15 protein-coding genes and 1 pseudogene are annotated in these 17,159 nt (G+C 60.9%); 12 read left to right on the top strand and 4 right to left on the bottom strand.

All coding sequences use genetic code 11. The features are described from left to right. Window positions 1–37 precede the first annotated feature (37 nt). Window positions 38–754, top strand: coding sequence for a cytochrome c oxidase assembly protein (locus EGM87_RS03035; protein ID WP_137709905.1), 717 nt, complete (start codon window positions 38–40; stop codon window positions 752–754). After that, the gene (locus tag EGM87_RS03040; protein ID WP_253719128.1) at window positions 751–1,410 is read left to right on the top strand and encodes a cytochrome b; all 660 of its coding nucleotides are present in this window, start codon (window positions 751–753) and stop codon (window positions 1,408–1,410) included. The genes EGM87_RS03035 and EGM87_RS03040 overlap by 4 nt, the downstream gene beginning before the upstream one ends. 13 nt (window positions 1,411–1,423) lie before the next feature. Here the strand turns inward: EGM87_RS03040 and EGM87_RS03045 are convergent. Then, window positions 1,424–2,185: pseudogene (locus tag EGM87_RS03045) on the bottom strand (c-type cytochrome); the annotation flags it as partial. Between EGM87_RS03045 and EGM87_RS03050 the strand changes: the two are divergent. Genes EGM87_RS03050 through EGM87_RS03075 form a run of 6 tightly spaced genes read left to right on the top strand, consistent with a single transcriptional unit; the run spans window position 2,094 to window position 7,431 of the window. Next, a complete protein-coding gene (locus EGM87_RS03050) occupies window positions 2,094–2,435 on the top strand; it encodes a c-type cytochrome (RefSeq protein WP_137709903.1) in 342 nt (113 codons plus the stop codon). The pseudogene EGM87_RS03045 and the gene EGM87_RS03050 sit on opposite strands and share 92 nt — an antisense overlap. Beyond that, window positions 2,401–3,378 (top strand): cytochrome c oxidase subunit II, encoded by a 978-nt coding sequence (coxB, locus tag EGM87_RS03055; RefSeq protein ID WP_253719130.1) that lies wholly within the window; start codon window positions 2,401–2,403, stop codon window positions 3,376–3,378. Before EGM87_RS03050 ends, coxB begins: the two co-directional genes overlap by 35 nt. Continuing rightward, window positions 3,375–5,915: a cbb3-type cytochrome c oxidase subunit I gene (locus EGM87_RS03060; protein ID WP_137709902.1), complete on the top strand. Its 2,541-nt coding sequence runs from the start codon at window positions 3,375–3,377 to the stop codon at window positions 5,913–5,915. Before coxB ends, EGM87_RS03060 begins: the two co-directional genes overlap by 4 nt. Then, window positions 5,912–6,193 (top strand): hypothetical protein, encoded by a 282-nt coding sequence (locus EGM87_RS03065; RefSeq protein ID WP_137709901.1) that lies wholly within the window; start codon window positions 5,912–5,914, stop codon window positions 6,191–6,193. Before EGM87_RS03060 ends, EGM87_RS03065 begins: the two co-directional genes overlap by 4 nt. A 25-nt stretch (window positions 6,194–6,218) precedes the next feature. Next, window positions 6,219–7,058 (top strand): alpha-hydroxy acid oxidase, encoded by an 840-nt coding sequence (locus tag EGM87_RS03070; protein WP_137709900.1) that lies wholly within the window; start codon window positions 6,219–6,221, stop codon window positions 7,056–7,058. Further along, window positions 6,967–7,431 carry an alpha-hydroxy acid oxidase gene (locus EGM87_RS03075; RefSeq protein ID WP_137709899.1) on the top strand — a complete coding sequence of 155 codons (465 nt, stop codon included), beginning with the start codon at window positions 6,967–6,969 and terminating at the stop codon, window positions 7,429–7,431. Before EGM87_RS03070 ends, EGM87_RS03075 begins: the two co-directional genes overlap by 92 nt. On the opposite strand, the gene EGM87_RS03080 is transcribed toward EGM87_RS03075, so the two are convergent. Next, a complete protein-coding gene (locus tag EGM87_RS03080; protein WP_216614576.1) occupies window positions 7,432–8,025 on the bottom strand; it encodes a DUF305 domain-containing protein in 594 nt (197 codons plus the stop codon). It lies immediately after the preceding gene. Window positions 8,026–8,167: 142 nt separating this feature from the next. Here EGM87_RS03080 and EGM87_RS03085 point away from each other — a divergent pair, with 142 nt between their 5' ends. Beyond that, window positions 8,168–9,145: a YihY/virulence factor BrkB family protein gene (locus tag EGM87_RS03085; RefSeq protein WP_137709898.1), complete on the top strand. Its 978-nt coding sequence runs from the start codon at window positions 8,168–8,170 to the stop codon at window positions 9,143–9,145. A gap of 95 nt (window positions 9,146–9,240) precedes the next feature. Further along, window positions 9,241–10,809, top strand: coding sequence for a DUF389 domain-containing protein (locus EGM87_RS03090; RefSeq protein ID WP_137709897.1), 1,569 nt, complete (start codon window positions 9,241–9,243; stop codon window positions 10,807–10,809). Window positions 10,810–10,815: 6 nt separating this feature from the next. Here EGM87_RS03090 and EGM87_RS03095 read toward each other — a convergent pair whose 3' ends face one another. Beyond that, on the bottom strand, window positions 10,816–11,295 hold the full coding sequence (locus tag EGM87_RS03095; RefSeq protein WP_137709896.1) for an MgtC/SapB family protein: 480 nt from the start codon (window positions 11,293–11,295) through the stop codon (window positions 10,816–10,818). Between the two features lie 156 nt (window positions 11,296–11,451). Here EGM87_RS03095 and EGM87_RS03100 point away from each other — a divergent pair, with 156 nt between their 5' ends. Beyond that, a complete protein-coding gene (locus tag EGM87_RS03100; RefSeq protein ID WP_137709895.1) occupies window positions 11,452–12,663 on the top strand; it encodes an Aq_097 family APC-type transporter in 1,212 nt (403 codons plus the stop codon). 3 nt (window positions 12,664–12,666) lie between these two features. Beyond that, window positions 12,667–13,980 carry a chloride channel protein gene (locus EGM87_RS03105; RefSeq protein ID WP_137709894.1) on the top strand — a complete coding sequence of 438 codons (1,314 nt, stop codon included), beginning with the start codon at window positions 12,667–12,669 and terminating at the stop codon, window positions 13,978–13,980. 1,819 nt (window positions 13,981–15,799) lie between these two features. On the opposite strand, the gene EGM87_RS03110 is transcribed toward EGM87_RS03105, so the two are convergent. Beyond that, window positions 15,800–17,023, bottom strand: coding sequence for a tyrosine-type recombinase/integrase (locus EGM87_RS03110; protein ID WP_137709893.1), 1,224 nt, complete (start codon window positions 17,021–17,023; stop codon window positions 15,800–15,802). Window positions 17,024–17,159: the final 136 nt, after the last annotated feature.

Here is a 17,159-nt window from a genome sequence, read left to right on the forward strand (position 1 = left end):
CCGCCGCCACAGGTTGAAGGCAGGAGGGAGCATCGGCATGACGGGCATTGGCTGGACACCCTATTGCGGCGCTGCTCCCGCTCCAGCCGAACTCCTGGCGCGCTGGAATTGCGATCCGGTCCTTATCATGCTGCTACTCGGCCTTGCGGTTCTCGGCTGGCGATCGGATGGCTCCCGCGTTCACACGTTTGGCGGCCTATTGATTGCAGCTCTGCTCTTTATCTCCCCCTTCTGCGCGCTGACGTCGGCGCTGTTTTCGGTGCGCACTCTCCACCACATGCTGCTGATGCTGGCATTGGCGCCGATCCTGTCCCACTGGTTTACCGGTCGAGCGGTTAGCCTGGCAGCATCTAGCTTGTTGCAGGCTGCGCTGCTCTGGATCTGGAACGCTCCGACTGCCTATGCCGCTGCTCTGTCGCATGATGCTATATATTGGCTGATGCAGATCACATTACTCGGCAGCGCCGTTCTGTTCTGGTCGCGGCTGCGGGACGCGAGTTCCGTGGCGGCAGTTGGCGCCTTGCTCTTCTCGATGATGCAGATGGGCCTGCTCGGCGCGCTCCTGACGTTCAGCCCCTCTGCGGTGTATGCGCCGCACTGGCTCACTACGCAGGCATGGGGATTGTCGCCGTTGGAAGACCAACAACTTGCTGGCCTTATCATGTGGGTTCCGGCTGCGGGGGTCTATCTCGGGGCGGCGCTGCTCCGGATGAACCGGCTGCTGGCCGGTGTGGCCCGGAGCGCTTCCGCATGATCGGGGCGCTGCGCCGTTGGGCCTCACGACACACGGAACAGTCGCGCTATTCGCCAGTAGGCATCGCCTTCCATTGGATCATGGCGGTTCTCATCCTCGCCCAACTTTCCATCGGCTGGTACGCCAGTCTGCTTCCGTCGGGAGGCGACAAGCTGCTCACCTATGAATTACATAGCGCCGTTGGCTTGCCGATCCTTCTGCTGGCCATCGGTCGGCTTTTCTGGCGCGTGATCATTCCGGGGCCAATCAACGACGCTGACAGCGCTGGATGGCAGACGCAGGCGGCCTATTTGACGCACTATCTCTTCTACTTCTGCTTTTTCGGATTGCCGTTGAGCGGTTGGATCATGTGGTCGGCGCTCGGCGAACCAGCGCCATTACGGCTTGCTGGGTTTATTCCCTGGCCCTCCCTGCCGATGTATGAGGTGAGTCCCGAAACTCAATATCGGCTCCTCGCTGTCGCGGAAGAGAGCCACCATATCCTGGTGTTGTTGCTCGTTCTACTCATCCCCCTTCATATTGCGGCGGCATTGAAGCATCATTTCTGGGACCGGCACGATGTATTGCGGGGGATGCTGCCGGAAGTTCCGGACTGGGAGGACCCCCGGAAAGGGAAGCAGCATAGGCCGCGAGAGCCACGGCTTCATGAGCAGTAAGCTTGAGGCTGATCTGCTGCATGACATTGCCGGCGTCGCTGCGTCGGCGAGCCAGGCGCCACTGATGCAGCTGGTCTGTCAGATAGGCCGCAGGCTGGCCAGCGAGTGGAGGATTGCCGCTGCCGATACCCTCGCCCTGTCGCCCATGGCAACTGGCGCATGAGGGCAGGCCCCTCCGTGCATCGCCTTTTTCATAGAGGACGGGAGCGGCAGCCCAAGGCGGAGCAGTCTTTCGCTGAAATAGCATGGTCGCATAATAGTGCGAAACCAGCAGGCGCTGCCGCTCCGTCATCCGCCTGGCGATAGCCTGCATATGTGGATGTTGCCGCCGTCCATCCGCATAGGCATCAAGCTGCGCCACCAGATAGCCGCGGTCCAACCCCGCAAGGCGGGGAATCGCCATCCCGTCCCCGGCGCCATTAATGCCATGGCAGATTATGCACGCGCCTTTAGCGCCCGCGCCGCCGCCGCTCAGTGCCACCAACTCCCCAGTCCGGGCAAACTTTGCCGCGCCGCCACTATCATAGGCGCCGCATCCGGCGCTCATTAGGAGTAGCAGGAGCGGAAGCAAAAGCAGGCTTCGGCTGTCACATTGCATGATGATGGAACCGTGACGGTCACGGGCGGTTCCACACAAGGTGTGCGACAGGAAAGGGGCAGTGTCGTCTTTGCGTATCGGCATTATGCTCCTTTTGCTGCTTGGCGGGTGCAAGCCTCCGCCGGAAGGGCGCACGGCGTGGCCCGGCGCGGATGTGCAGCGCGGGAAACAGGTCATTCGACAGGCGGGTTGCGCCGCGTGCCACGTCATCCCCGGCATCGGTTGGCCGAAAGGCCGGCTAGGCCCGGACCTGACCGGATTCGCACGGCAGGGCATGATCGCAGGTCGCGTACCAAACCGTCCAGACGTGCTGACCGCCTTTGTCCGCAACGCCCCCGCCGTGACGCCAGGCACGACGATGCCAGCGATGCCGCTCAGCGAAGGAGAAGCGCGTGACGCGGCTGCCTATCTTCTCTCAGTCCACTAAGCAGGCGCTAGCGGGCTGGCCACCGCCGGTGCTCGACCCGGCGGGGCCATTCGCCTCCTCCGTCACTGCACTTTCCTGGATCCTGTTTGCCATCGGGGCGGCCATTCTGGCGCTGGTTCTTGTCGGCCTGTGGGTGGCATTGGTTGGACCGAACCGGCTGCGCTCGCGGCTCGGTGGAACACGTGTCATCTGGCTTGCGGGCATCGCGTTACCGGTGGTCGTGCTGACGGCGCTCCTCATCTACGGGCTGACCCTGACCAGAGGATTGCGGGCACCAACGCAGCCTTCGGACATTAAGGTGCGAGTCACCGGCGAAATGTGGTGGTGGCGTGTCGCCTACCTCGATGGGGAGGGGCGCGTCGCCGCGACGGACGCCAACGAAATCCACATTCCCGTCGGCAAGACTGTGACAGTGGAACTTGAATCGTCCGATGTGATCCACAGCTTCTGGGTGCCGCGCCTTTCCGGCAAGATCGATATGGTGCCAGGGCGGCGGAATGTGCTGCGGATGCAGGCTGATGCGCCTGGCGTCTATGCAGGGCAATGCGCCGAATATTGTGGCGGTGCGCATGCCCTGATGGGCTTCATGGTCGTCGCCCATGATCCTGGCGATTATGCCCAGTTCATGGCGGCAAGGAGCAACCCGGCTCCATCGCCCAAAGGCGAGGCAACGCGTGGCGCACAGCTCTTTCGGAACAGCGGGTGCGGCGCCTGTCATCGAATAGCCGGCACGGCGGCGAACGGTCTTGCAGGACCTGACCTCAGCCATGTCGGGTCGCGTCGTACGCTGGGCGCGGGGATATTGCCGAATAACAGGGGCACGATGATCGGTTGGATCGGTGATCCTCAATCCTTGAAGCCGGGGAACCGCATGCCCGCCTATTCGATGCTGCCCGGTCGCGACCTGACGGCGATCGCTGCCTATCTGGAGACGTTGCGGTGAAGTCCGAGACCGGCTTCGACCCGGCGCTCTACGAGAGATTTCCGACGCGGGAGGAGCGGCCCCAAGGTGAACTGAAGGAACTGGAACGCATCTGGTGCGCGCCTAGGGGATGGCAGTTCCTGACCGTCGTGAACAATAATTATGTCGGCGCCTTCTATGTTGGCGCTGCTTTCCTCTTCTTCCTGCTGGCGGGCGTGCTGGCGCTGGTCATGCGGGTGCAACTCGCATTGCCGCTGAACGGCATTCTGCCGCAGGAAACCTACAATCAGTTCTTCACCATGCACGGCACGGTGATGATGTTCCTCTTCGCCGTCCCAGCCGTAGAGGCGTTGGGCGTGTTGCTGTTGCCGCAGATGCTGGCGGCGCGCGACCTGCCTTTTCCGCGTCTCTCCGCTTACGCCTTCTGGGCGTATCTTGTGGGGGGCCTCGCATTCTTCGCTTCGATCTTCGTCGGCCTTGCGCCCGATGGCGGCTGGTTCATGTATCCGCCTTACACCAGCACCAGCTTTTCGCCCGGCATCAATGCGGATTTCTGGCTGCTTGGCATCGGCTTTATAGAAATCTCCGCCATAGCCGGAGCGATCGAGATCATCGTTGGTGTACTGCGGACCCGCGCGCCGGGCATGAGCCTCGACAAGATGCCGATCTTCGCCTGGGCCATGTTGGTATTTGCCGCGATGATCATCATCGGCTTCCCCGCCGTGATCCTGGGAACGCTGTTGCTGGAATTGGAACGAGCCCTGAACTGGCCGTTCTTCGATCCGACGCGCGGGGGTGATCCGCTTTTGTGGCAACATCTTTTCTGGTTCTTCGGTCATCCGGAAGTATACATCATCTTCCTGCCGGCCGCCGGCCTCGTTACCATGTTGGCGAGCGCGCTCGCCCGCACAGCCGTGGTGGGGTACCGGCTGATCGTGCTGGCACTTGTCTCGACCGGCTTCATCAGCTTCGGGGTCTGGGCGCACCATATGTTCACGACCGGCATGCCAACTCTCTCCGTGGGCTTCTTTTCCGCAGCCAGCATGGCCGTCAGCGTGCCCGCCGGCATCCAGGTCTTTTCCTGGATCGCGACGCTGGCGAGCGGCCGACCGAGGATGAACACGCCGACGCTCTTCCTGGTCGGCGGCATAGTCATCTTCGTGATGGGCGGGCTGACCGGGGTCATGGTGGCGCTCGTGCCGTTCGATTATCAGGCGCATGACAGCTATTTCATCGTCGCCCACCTTCATTATGTGCTGATCGGCGGCATGGTTTTTCCGCTGTTCGCGGCATTCTACAACTGGACACCGATGATGAGCCGTCGCCCGCTCTCGGAAGCCCTGGGCAAGTGGATTTTCTGGCTGATGTTTGTGGGCATGCATGTTACCTTCCTGCCCATGCACCTGACTGGCCTCATGGGCATGCCGCGCCGGGTCTACACCTATCTGCCAGACCGTGATTGGGAGGGGACGAACCTGATCTCCACCATCGGCGCGGGAATATTGGCGCTTGGCATCGGCCTCTTCGTGTTCGACCTCGCCCGCAATTTCCGATTCACCGCCGATGATGAGGCAGGCAACGTCTACGGTGGGGGCACTCTGGAATGGTTGCCGACCGGATTATATTCAACGCGCAGTATTCCGGTGATCCGCAGCCGCGACCCGTTGTGGGACGATCCCCAGCTGCCGGACGATGTCCAGCAGGGGCGCTATTTCCTACCGAACAGCGCCACAGGACTGCGCGAGACCCTCATCACCAGCCCGGTCCGCGCCGAACCCGAATATCTCCAGATCATGCCGGGTCCCTCGCCCTGGCCCGTGCTCGCGGCGCTGTTCACAGCCGGCTTCTTCCTGCTGCTGACGGTGCAGGCTTACTGGTCCGGCGTGGTGAGCGGGGTGCTGGCCATCCTTTTCGTGCTTCGCTGGCTCTGGGAAACCGACCGCCCCGTGCGCGAGCCTCGGGTGGACATCGGCGCGGGCATCATGGTGCCGACCTATGTCACCGGCGCGCGCACGCACGGCTGGTGGGCGATGGCGGTGCTGCTGACCGTCATCGGCATGATCTTTCTGATGGCCTGCTTCAGCTATCTTTATCTCTACGGCGTTCACCCTGGCCTGTGGGTCGCGCCGCCGGATGTGGCCTGGCTGGCGCCGATCCTGCTTGGCTATGCCGCGGGGCTGGGCCTTGCCTGGTTCGGCCGCCGGCTGCTCCGCCGGGAAAAGACGCGCCTCTGGACCCCCGGCGTGCTGCTGATGGCGGGAGGCGGCGGGCTGATCCTGGCCTATGCGACCGATTTCGTCGGCTGGCGGCTTCACGGCTTGTCGCCCGACGCGAGCGGGCAAGGGGCCACGGTCTATGCCTTCCTTAGCCTGCAGGGTCTGCTGGTCGCCATCACCTTCATCATGACCTGTTACATGGCCGCCCGTAACAGCCGGGGCCTCATCAACCGGCCGGCAGACAACAGCTATGACCTCGTCTTCCTCTTCACCGCCTACACCGTCGCTCAGGGCATCGCATCGGCATTGCTGGGTCGGCTCTTTCCCGGATCGCTGATATGATGAGCTGGCGCCTGCTTCTCGGCGGGATGCTGATATGGGCGCTGCACTTTTTCGCGCTTTACGGCATCGGCAGCATCTGGCTCTCCAGCTTTGCGCCGCGAGTGCTGACGATCCTGGTGACCCTGCTCTGCCTTGGCGGAGAGGCATGGCTGGTCGCGCGCCTTTCGCGTCGGACGGGGGATCATCTGGACGGGTGGATGCGCCATCTCTCCCTCGCCATGGCCGGTCTGGCGAGTGTCGCCATCCTGTGGCAGGCAATGCCTGCGCTGCTGGCTTGAAACTGCTCATGAGGACTAAACGTCCATGGCCAAATTCCTTTCACCCTACAGCGTTGCTCAACTGGATGGCAGCCCTCGGCGGGACTATTACACGGGTGCCAATCTGGACCGTGCCCTCAGCATTGCCGATCTCCGCGCCAGGTCTCACAAACTCATGCCGCGTTTCGTTCTGGAATATCTTGAAGCTGGCGCTGAGGATGAAACAACGCTCAACCGCGAGCGGGCCGCGTTTGAACAATGGCTGTTTCTTCCCCGCACGCTGGTCGACGTTAGCGGCCGGACGCTTTCGACTAATCTGTTGGGCAGGCCCACGCCCATGCCAGCAGCGATTGCGCCTACAGGCCTGAATGGGCTCTTTCGCCATCGTGCGGACGTGGCGCTTGCGCAAGGCGCGGCATCGGTAGGCATCCCCTTCATTCAAAGCGCTATGTCCACTGACCCAATGGAAGCCGTGTCCAAGGTGAGCGGCTTGCGCCACTGGTGGCAAGTCTATGTGTTCGGCGGTGAAGAGATTTGGCAGGAATTGGCCGACAGGGCGGAAAAGGTAGGGTGTGAGGCGCTCGTCCTCACCACCAATGCCCAGATCTTCGGCAATCGCGACTGGGATCGCCGGACGCGCACGAGCCGCACCATGCTATCTGTTTCCACCATGATCGATGCTGCCCTGCACCCCCGCTGGTGGATGACGACTGCCGCGCTTCGAAAATGTGATCGACTTTGTGCCAAAGGATCGTCAGGGCTTCTTCGACAGCGCCTTCTGGATCAGGGACAATATGCCGCGATCGCTGTCATGGAAGACGGTCGAACGGATTCGGGCGCGATGGAGGCGGCCGTTTTTCATAAAGGGCATCCTGCACCCCGTTGATGTGCAGCTGGCGCTCGATAGCGGCGTCGACGGCGTGATCCTCGGCTCCCATGGTGGCCGCCAGCTCGACGGGTCACTTTGCGCGCTCGATGTTGTGAGGCAGGCGAGGAAAATCGCGGACGGCAAGATGAGCGTCGCGCTCTCAGGCGGGATCAGGCGGGGAACGGATATGTTGAAGGTTCTCGCATTGGGGTCAGATTTTGTGCTTTGCGGAAGGGCTCCATTATACGGCCTGTGCGCCGCTGGGGATCGCGGTGTGACCAAAGCGCTGCAGATTCTCATGAACGAAGCCGAAAACGCCATGGGCCAAATCGGCGCGTCTTCTCTCGCTGATCTGCGCCCTGACATTTTGCGCAGGGCCCATGATTCGTAATCAGCTGATCGGCTTCAACGTGTTGATGCCAGTGCTCACGTCGGTCTGAGGAGCGGGCGGTGGGACCTGCCGGTCGCGGTAAGATGGAAGATCAGCCGCGCCAGCGGGCACCGGATGGTCTTCCAAGCGCGCGATCAGCTTCTTCATCTGGGCTATCTCCCGAACCTGCGCGTCGATAATGCCATCTGCCAGGCGGCGCACTTCCGGATCCTTGATATGGGCCCGCTCGCTGGTCATGATCGCAATGGAATGATGCGGGATCATCGCCTTCATATAGGAGACGTCGTCAACCGTTTCCTGGCTGCGGACTAGCCAGAGCGCAGCTGCGAACAGGAATAGGCTCGCTGCGATGATGGCGATCTTCACCCTTGTTCCCTTGTACATGCTCCACATGAATGACAGCATGACGATCGCCATGGAGGCACCCATCACGACGGCCATCCAGGTGCGTGTCTGACTGAAATCCACATGGCTGAGCGCGTAGGTATTGAGATACATCAGGGCGAACATGATGATGGTCGATGTGATGATCATCGCAGCAAAACGGCCATAATTCATACCGGAATGATCGCGATCTGGATGGCTTTCCTGCATGCCGTGCTCCTCAATTGTCCTGCTCATTCCCTCCGCAACTACCATTCCAACGTAGTCGCCTCTCGAATGATCCGTCGCGATGGAAGGGAACCGATGCATCGCCTGGCTGGTCCTCTAATTTTAGGCGGATACGGGAGGAGCAATGTCGGTGTCTCACAAGCGGAGCAGTGCGGCGGAAAAAGGAGCAACCGCGGATACGCCACGACAGATGAACTGGGCGGGATGGAAGCCTGTTCTAAAGCGGATATGGGTAAACAGCGGCCGGCATAATGTCAGCCTGCTCTCGGCCGGCGTGGCTTTTTTTGCCTTCCTGTCCTTTGTGCCTCTGCTCGGGGCTGTGGTCATGACCTATGGCCTCATCGCCGACCCGGGGACCGTTGCCATGCATATGCGCACAATTATCGATCTTGTGCCGGCGGACGCTGCCCGTCTCATCTACGAGCAGCTCACGCAGCTCACGCAAAGCGCCACCGACAAGAAAGGGATTGGATTGCTGGTGGCCCTGTTGATATCGATTTACGGCGCATCGCGTGCCTCGGGGGCCATGATCGGATCGCTCAACATCATCTATGAGCAGGAGGATCGGCGATCGCTTGTCCGCAGTTACCTCGTTGCCGCGGCATTGGCGGGGGCGGCCGTGCTGGTGGGGATAATCGGGCTCCTGGCGGCATCCATGCTCAGTTTCACGGAAGGGTTGGTGGAGGGGATCGGCCCCGTCGGGGCGTCCGCGGTACAAGCACTTACCTGGCTTGTTGCCGCGTCCCTATGCAGTAGTGCGATCGGCGGCATGTACCGCTTCGCACCGGACAGGGCGGATGCGCGCTGGCAATGGCTGAGTGTCGGATCATGCGCAGCCACGCTTCTCTGGCTTTTGGCGACGCTTGGCTTCGGCCTCTATGCCAGCTGGTTTGGCGACTATGACGCAACCTACGGCTCGCTGGGCGCGGTAGTCGTGCTGCTCATGTGGCTTTACGTCTCTGCTTATGCTGTACTTCTCGGTGGAGTGATAAACGCCGAGACAGAACGGCAGACGGCGCGCGATACGACGACCGGGCCGGAAGAACCGATGGGACAGCGTGGCGCGGCGATGGCCGATACCAGCGCAGCGCTCCAACAATAGACGCGCACTTGGTTGCGCGGCTTCACGTGATATGAGAGCCAGCGGCATTGAGATTTTGCTGCCTGATGTGCGGCAATTCGAAGTAAAGGGGATAGATGGCCGATATGGATCTAGGCGGGACGATCAGCTCGTCGGTTCACGGGCGCTTGGACCGCATGGCGCTCTATCGATGGTGGCGGCTCAGGCTGGTCGGCAGCGTCGAGCATGAGAAGGTCATCGGAAAGATCGTCGAGGAAAGCGGGTGGTCGCCGCGCTATCTCTTCATGACGATCATGTCGGCCGGGATTGCGGTCCTTGGCCTTCTGCTCTCGTCTCCAGCGGTGGTCATCGGCGCCATGCTAATTTCCCCGTTGATGAACCCCATACTAGGTCTGGGGTTCAGTCTGGCGCTGTTCGACTTCAGCGAAATGCGTCGCGCCTTGATCGCTCTTGCGGCAGGATCTGCCTGCGCCGTTTCGTTTACGGCTTTGATCGTGGCACTCTCGCCGCTGCAGGCTCCCACGGCCGAAATCATCGCGAGAACCCGCCCCAATCTGTTTGACCTTGGAGTGGCACTGTTTGCGGCGCTGGCTGGCACCTTTGCTATCATCAGAGGAAAAGGCGGCACGATCGTGGGTGTGGCGATTGCAACCGCGCTGATGCCGCCGTTAGCGGTGGTCGGCTATGGGCTCGCAACTTGGAATTTGCCGGTGTTATGGGGCGCACTCGCCCTGTTCGTGACCAACTTCGTCACGATAGCCTTGTCCGCAACCGTGATGGCGCGCTTCTATGGCTTCGGGCACTTCCTCTCAAGTCAGCAGAGTTGGGCCCAAACCATTGTGCTGATCATGGTCTTCGTGGTGATGGCAGTCCCGTTGGCATTGTCCTTGAAACGAATCGCGACTGAGGCTCTAACGGTCACGCAAGTCCGTACTTTTCTGGCGGATCGGTTCGGAAACAGCGCCCGCGTAACGCAGCTCGATGTCGAGTTTGATGCCGAGCCCATCGCTATCCGATCCGTGATTATTGCGCCCCGCGCTCGCGCGCGAAAAACCCTCGCGCTGCAAACGGAGTTGTCCCGTCAACTTGGCATGCCGTTGCGCCTGCAGCTTGATCAGGTCCTGCTGGAGCTGGGGGCCGGTGCTTTGGAAGCTCAACGCGAGGAACTGCGCCAGGCCAGCACGCCTGCTGCCGCCGAAAGCGCCCGGATCGCTGCCCTTGCCCAAATAATTTCGCTCGCTGCCGGCGTGCCGGCGGAGGCAGTCACCGTCGATCGCGACCATCGACGTGCCAGCGCCCTGGCCACGCCGCTGGCGGGAGCTACTGTCGCTACCTACCATATGCTCGAGCAGCGAGCGCGCAGTCAGGCAGGTGATTGGGACATTGCGATCATTCCTCCACAGGTCGATTTCCCGCAGATCAGCTTTGCCGATGGTGCCGATGAACTCGATCCCGCCGCGCGGGAGTCGACGCTGGAATCTGTGTGGGCGGCTCACCGCTGGAATATCCGCGCGCTTGCGGTGCCTGGTTTGACCGCAGACTTGCCCGCTGCGCCGTCTCTTGCTGAGCGACGCGCTGCGGCAATCGCGACCATTCTTCGCGAGAACAACATTCGAGCCGTTCCCGCGCGCCCCGCCGGTCAATTCTTCAGACTAGCCCCGCCCGTTGGAGACGGCGCGCGCTGAAGCCTGTCAGGCAATCTCGTCATCCTTTTTCTGCCCGGCGTGATACCGGTCCGTGAACGGCCGGCCCAGCAGGAAGAGAATAAGGATTGCGCCCGCGACGATTGCCCCCAACCAGAGGAGGCCAAGCCCACAGACTATGCCGATGGCGCCCGCGGCCCATATCGCTGCAGCCGATCCGGCTCCCTGGACGATGTGGCTTTCCCGAAAAAGGGCTCCCGCACCAAGAAAGCCGATACCCGTCATCACCCCGCTCATCACCCGGCCAACGTCAATGGACAGTCGAGGGTCGGTGATCGCGAAACTTCCTTCGATCAACCCGATGACGAGCGAGCAGGACGTGACCGCCACGATGACGAATGGCCGAAAATCGACCGGTCTGCGATTGAGGAAGCGCTCCAGCCCGATCATCAGCGAAAACGCCACGGCAGCTCCCAATCGCGCCAGGATATCGATCCAGGCGAAGTGGTGAGGCGAGAGACTGGTCATGCTCCAAGAACCGCCCTGGCCGTTTCCCGATCCGTCCTGTTAAGATTTTGGAGGCAATCTTAGAAGGCACGATTGATACTGGATCACTGTGCGTTAGGGGAGGGGCTCGCCTTGGCGCGCGCGCTTCGCCCTTCAGTTGCTTACCGGAGCTCAGCTTTGATCATAACCTTCATCGCCTTGGCCTGCGCCTTTCTGGTGACCGGGTTTCTGACATTTGGTCGGTTCGCGCGGTCCGATAGCTGGCGCGCGACGGTGACGCCGCTCGCCTCCATTATCGGCAGCGGCTTCCTGATCTGCGGTCCCATATTAGCGCGCGAGTTCGGCCGAGCGGCGATCATGGCAGAGGCAGCGCTGCTGTTGATCGCCTACGCCGCTGGCGCTGTCATTCGCTTCAACATCGTGCATGTCGAAAATTATCTGGCATCGGCGCAGCGCAATGATCCGGTAGCCTGGCTGGCCCGCGTGACCCAGGGCGTCCTTGCGATCGCCTATGCGATTTCGGTGGCCTACTATCTGAAGCTGCTCGCGGAATTTCTGCTGAAGCCCTTTGAGCCTGATCCTTCCTGGCACATGCTGGCTTCAAACGGCATTGTCACCATCATCATTCTCGCGCTCAGCGCGCTCGCTTTCGGCAAGGGTTTGCGTCGGGTCGAGCATCTTGCCCATGGCACAGTCGCGCTCAAGATTGGCATTATCGCAGGGCTGCTGGCGGGGCTTGGCAGTTGGTGGCTGACCAATGAAGCAGCAGATCCTCTTCCGCCCGCGCGGCTTAGCTGGGATAGCATCCCTCTGCTACTGGGTCTTGTCATCACGGTTCAGGGCTTCGAAACGTCCCGTTACCTGGGGCATGCCTATGATCAGTCGTTGCGGATCAGAACAATGCGGCATGCGCAATGGATCGCGTCCGCTATCTACCTCGCCTTTTTGGCGCTCCTTACCCCCTTTCTTGGCCGCGCGGCCCAAGCGGAGGGGGTCGCAGGTATTCTCGACATCATGACGATGGTCGCACCGGCGCTGGCGCTATTCGTACTCGTTGGAGCGGTTTCGAGCCAACTCAGCGCAGCGGTCGCTGATTCCATTGGTTCCGGCGGACTGATGAGTGAGGTAACGCAGCGCCGGCTGAGCGTCCCGGCAGCTTTCGCGCTGGCGGGCGTTCTTGCGGTCGCCGTAGTCTGGTTGACGAATCCTTTTGAGGTCGTCGCCATATCGTCGCGCGCTTTTGCCTTGTTCTATGCGCTCCAATGTGGCTTGGCGTTCAGCGTCGCCAGAAAAACCGCGTCGGCACGGGCCCTGCAACAAGTCGGTTTCCTCATTGTAGGGCTGATCTGTGTCGTCGCGACGCTCGTCGGCGCGCCAGCTGAAGGATAATAAATGGCAGGGTCGAGGCTTTCATCGCGTTATCTGCGCCTTCTCTTGCGGCGGCACGGCCCGGAAGCGCTCGTGTGGCGCCGACGCATCGCTATTTTGGGCGGCGCAATCCTGACCGGCCTTGTCGCACTTTTATTTGCCCATCTCGCGGACGAGGCAAGCGAACTCTTTCTTGAACTGACGAAGCTACGGCCAGAAGCGCCTCTGCTGCTCACCCCGTTGGGCTTCGCCGCCATCGTATATGTGACCCGCAAGTGGGCGCCGGCGGCGAGTGGATCCGGCATCCCGCAGGTCATGGCCGCTTCTCGAGACCCGGACCACGGGCTGAAGCGGCTGGTGTCGGCCCGGATCGTATCCGTAAAGTTCGTGATGACGATCCTCGCCCTACTACTGGGCGCCTCTGTCGGACGAGAAGGCCCGACAGTGCAGATTTCGGCCTCGATCACGGCCTATGCCCACAGGCTCATGGCCATCCCATTGCGCGCTTCTGTCTATATTGCCGGCGGAGCAGCGGGGGTGGCAGCCGCCTTCAATACGCCACTCGCTGGCGTGGCGTTCGCCATCGAGGAACTCGCAGCGGCCTATGAACAGCGCATGGCCGTGCTGGTCATGGCCGCCGTTCTTATCGCCGGTATGGTAAGCTTGGGGCTGGCGGGAGATTATGTCTATTTCGGTGTGATGCGCGAGACCTTGAATGTCCATCAGGCGCTCGTGGCGGCTCCAGCCGCCGGGGTGATCGGCGGCTTGGCGGGAGGTTGTTTCTCGCGCCTGATGCTCTCTGTCGCCAAGGGCACGACCAAACCCGTGCGCTGGTTGCGCGAACGCCCCATCCTGTTCGCGACCGGCTGCGGTTTCGTCGTTGCGTTCCTCGGCACCGTCACGGGTCTCACCTGGGGCACCGGCTATCAGACTGCCAATGCCGTCATAGCGGGCGGAGACGTCCCGATCTGGTTCGGCGCAGCCAAGTTCATGGCGACGCTCGCGACAGCGGTGTCTGGGATCCCTGGCGGCATCTTCGCGCCATCGCTATCGGTCGGCGCGGGTATAGGTGACCTGCTCCGCAGCATATTCCCGGATCATCCTTCGGGGGCCATCATCCTCCTGGGGATGGTCGCCTATTTCACGGGTGTGGTCCGCGCGCCACTAACCGCTGTGATCATCATTTCGGAGACTACAGCAAGCCGTGGTCTCATGATGCCACTGCTCGGCTCAGCTCTCATCGCCGATTTCGCAGCGCAGCTTATCAGCAAGGAGCGTCTCTACCACGGCCTTTCTAAAAAGTTTGAGGGAGGGGTTGACCGCAAAGCGAGCAACTAGTGCGGCTTGCACGCTTCTTGGCTGCCGTAGCGACCTTCATTTTGCAGCCTTGGCCTGTTCGACCCGCAGCATCGGCAGTCCCGTGAGTTCATAGGTCGCCGAAGCAATTTCTGGTGTTGCCCCGACCAGCTTGACACCAAACAGGTGGATTGCTTCTCGGCTGTCCAGCTTCGACCTCTTGCTGACGCAAAGACGGCTCAGGGCGCTTTTGGTTTCGTGTGGCGAACTGCGCCTGTGCAGGAACTGAGCCCCCGTCTTGCCTCACGGCTGCTCATCCGCTCGAGAAGTCGGGAGAGAGGCTTGCAATAGGGTTAATAAAGCATCTAAAATTCTGCCCCAGCTGTCTCTCCGGCGGCTGAAGCAACTCATCGGCCGAATGCAGGAGAATGCCAGTGCCATCAACTTGGCGTATTCTTATCGCAAGTGCTTCGGCAGCCGCATCGGTCTGCCTCCCCGGGCGCGGGGAGCGGATATGCCCGTTTCTATATCGAAGCCCAGGCCAAGAACCTGCTTGTCAGCAAGAAACCCCTCGGACGACCGGTTAGATACTTGGTCGATCTGCCACTTGATGAGCGTGGCCGAACTGAAAACCTGGAAGGCGAGGTGGTTTTCATCTTCGCCCGCAATGTAGCCGGAAGGCCTGGAGAACTCCAACTGGTCACGCCTACGGCGCAATTGCGCTGGACGTCATCGAGGGAAACTCGGCTGAGGAGCATTTTACGTTCTGCAGTTTCGCCAGATGCACCTCCGCCTTTGACAGGCATTCGGGCCTTGCTGCATGTACCCGGCGCATTACTGGGGCAGGGCAGAACGCAAATTTTCTTAAACACGCAAGATGGCTCCTTCGCATCTATCACCGTTCGTCATCGCCCCGGCACCCCGCTGAGTTGGAATATTTCTTTTTCCGAACTCATTGCGGATGCAGGAAAACCACCCGCACGCGATACTCTCCAATGGTACCGACTGGCCTGCTCGTTACCGGCGGAGCCACCCTTGAGCGCCAGCATCTCGCCAACCGAGGAGGCGCGTGCGGCCGCCTTGGCGGATTACCGGTTCGTGCTTGATTCTCTCCGCCCATGCAGCCGAAGCTTACATTTCAAACCGCAGGTGACGCCTCAGTCTTTCCTCGCATAAAGCAGAGCACCAATTTGATTTCGACCCTCCTTCTTAATATTGGGGGTGAATGACAAAGCTTTGGCCATAGACTTGGCGGAACTTCGAGGAAGAATGCTACGAAGTCGCCGACATCGGGAATAGCAATGGGATCGTGAACGGATGTCGCCATCGAGAGCGCCGGTGTCACCCTCCCGAACCGGAATCGTGCGTGCGAGGTGGCTGAGCGAGGCGACCATGGCGAAGATTCGCCAGAAATCTGTTCTTTGCTTTTATCTACAATGCTGCTGGTATTCCGTAAGCGCTAAAACACCCCCACTGGACGGCGTTACGCGCTCGCCGAAGGCGTCGACGTCATCCTGTGGTCCAGGAACCGTCGTCATGGATGGGTTTGAACATCAAGTGAAATGCGCCCTCGATAGTTGCGTAAACTCCTTTATATAGACTTCACTTAGGCCGTAAATCTGGTTACTCGAAGGAACGGCTGCTTTCGAGATTCCCAGCATCTTTCTTGAATGACCGAGATTGGGGCGCAAAGCCGACCGGCCGGTTTGCGCAACCCGAATGGCGGGTTTCAGAAAAAGCCGATGCTCACATCAACGCCGCTGAATGTCTCGAGCTGGTCGCGAGCTGAAGGAACCGGACCGTCTGCACCTTGGGATCCGCTTCCGACGATTGAACGTCAAAAATGGGTCGAACATGCCGCCTATTCCGCTTTTTTGAACGGACCCTTGAGAACCTTCGCGCCATCGCGCAGGAAGTCGATGTGATCGGACCAATGCTGCATCATGCGGACCCGCTCCTCCCAATATTCCCCTCGTGTGTAGGCGCGACGCACGGCATTATTGTCGCAATGAGCCAACTGGCGTTCGATCGCGTCAGGATGCCAGAGGCCCATCTCGTTGAGCAGCGTGGCCGCCATCGCTCGGAAGCCGTGGCCGGTCATCTCGTCCTGCGCATAGCCCATGCGACGCAGGGCAGCATTGATCGTGTTCTCCGACATGGGGCGATCGACCGAACGCAGGGACGGGAACAGGAAGCGGCTATACTCCGCGTCATGCTCGATGGTGGCGAGGATGGCGAGCACCTGACGGGAGAGGGGGATCGTATGCGCCCTGCGCATCTTGGTCTTGTGCGGCGGAATGGTCCACAACGCCTTGTCGAAATCGAAATCGACCCATTCGGCGTATCGCAGTTCGCCAGGACGGACGAACACATGCGGAAGCAAGCGCAGGGCCACCTTGGTGTTGGGATGGCCTTCGAACGCATCCAGGGCACGCAAGAGTCCACCAGCCTCATGGGCACCGGTAATGGCGGCGCGATGGACAGGTTTGGGTGCGATCAGTGCGCCGCGCAGGTCGGCAGCCACGTCGCGTTCAGCGCGGGCCGTGGCGATGGCGTAGCGGAATATCTGTGAACAGGTGCTGCGCAGGCGCTTGGCCGTCTCATATTTGCCCTTGCCCTCCATCTTGCGGAGCATCACCAGCAATTCCTGCGCGGATATGGAGGCGATGGGGCGTTTGCCGACCGATGCGTTGATGAAATCCAGCAGCCAGCGCAGCTTCTTCATGGTGGCGGCGGAGCGGTCCTCCAGCTCAACCTTGACCAGCCATTCGTCGGCCACCGCCTTGAAGCTGTTGGACGCCGCTACCGTCGCGGCGATGCGATCCAGCTTGATTCGCTCGGCTGGATCTTCACCCCGCGCCAGCAGCTTACGGGCGGCATCGCGTTGCTCGCGCGCATCGGCGAGGCCGGTGTCGGGATAGACACCGAAGGCCAGGGTCTTCTGCTTGCCGAGATGGCGATAGTTCATTCGCCAGTAGCGCCCGCCATTGGGGGTCACATAGAGGAACAATCCGTCGCCATCGGTGAGCTTATAGGGCTTGTCGCGACCCTTGGCCGCCTTGATGGCAACAGCAGTCAGACCCATGATGGTATCTCCCGTCAGGGGAGCAAGGGCCTACCATCATATCTACCATCGGATTGTTGGTATGAGGTGGTATCTGCCTGCTCCGTCTGAGACGAGCATACCACAAAAATCCGCAGAAAACAGCCATTTACGAGAC

This window comes from Sphingobium sp. RSMS (assembly GCF_005406185.4).
Taxonomy (GTDB): Bacteria; Pseudomonadota; Alphaproteobacteria; order Sphingomonadales; family Sphingomonadaceae; genus Sphingobium; species Sphingobium fuliginis.

Excerpts from the sequence above, each read along its gene's own strand:
- EGM87_RS03050 (WP_137709903.1), top strand. The coding sequence starts at position 2,094 with ATGCTCCTTTTGCTGCTTGGCGGGTGCAAGCCTCCGCCGGAAGGGCGC.
- EGM87_RS03105 (WP_137709894.1), top strand. The coding sequence starts at position 12,667 with ATGGCAGGGTCGAGGCTTTCATCGCGTTATCTGCGCCTTCTCTTGCGG.
- EGM87_RS03040 (WP_253719128.1), top strand. The coding sequence starts at position 751 with ATGATCGGGGCGCTGCGCCGTTGGGCCTCACGACACACGGAACAGTCG.
- EGM87_RS03110 (WP_137709893.1), bottom strand. The coding sequence starts at position 17,023 with ATGGGTCTGACTGCTGTTGCCATCAAGGCGGCCAAGGGTCGCGACAAG.
- EGM87_RS03035 (WP_137709905.1), top strand. The coding sequence starts at position 38 with ATGACGGGCATTGGCTGGACACCCTATTGCGGCGCTGCTCCCGCTCCA.
- EGM87_RS03095 (WP_137709896.1), bottom strand. The coding sequence starts at position 11,295 with ATGACCAGTCTCTCGCCTCACCACTTCGCCTGGATCGATATCCTGGCG.
- EGM87_RS03070 (WP_137709900.1), top strand. The coding sequence starts at position 6,219 with ATGGCCAAATTCCTTTCACCCTACAGCGTTGCTCAACTGGATGGCAGC.
- EGM87_RS03080 (WP_216614576.1), bottom strand. The coding sequence starts at position 8,025 with ATGCAGGAAAGCCATCCAGATCGCGATCATTCCGGTATGAATTATGGC.
- EGM87_RS03090 (WP_137709897.1), top strand. The coding sequence starts at position 9,241 with ATGGCCGATATGGATCTAGGCGGGACGATCAGCTCGTCGGTTCACGGG.
- EGM87_RS03075 (WP_137709899.1), top strand. The coding sequence starts at position 6,967 with ATGCCGCGATCGCTGTCATGGAAGACGGTCGAACGGATTCGGGCGCGA.
- EGM87_RS03085 (WP_137709898.1), top strand. The coding sequence starts at position 8,168 with ATGTCGGTGTCTCACAAGCGGAGCAGTGCGGCGGAAAAAGGAGCAACC.
- EGM87_RS03065 (WP_137709901.1), top strand. The coding sequence starts at position 5,912 with ATGATGAGCTGGCGCCTGCTTCTCGGCGGGATGCTGATATGGGCGCTG.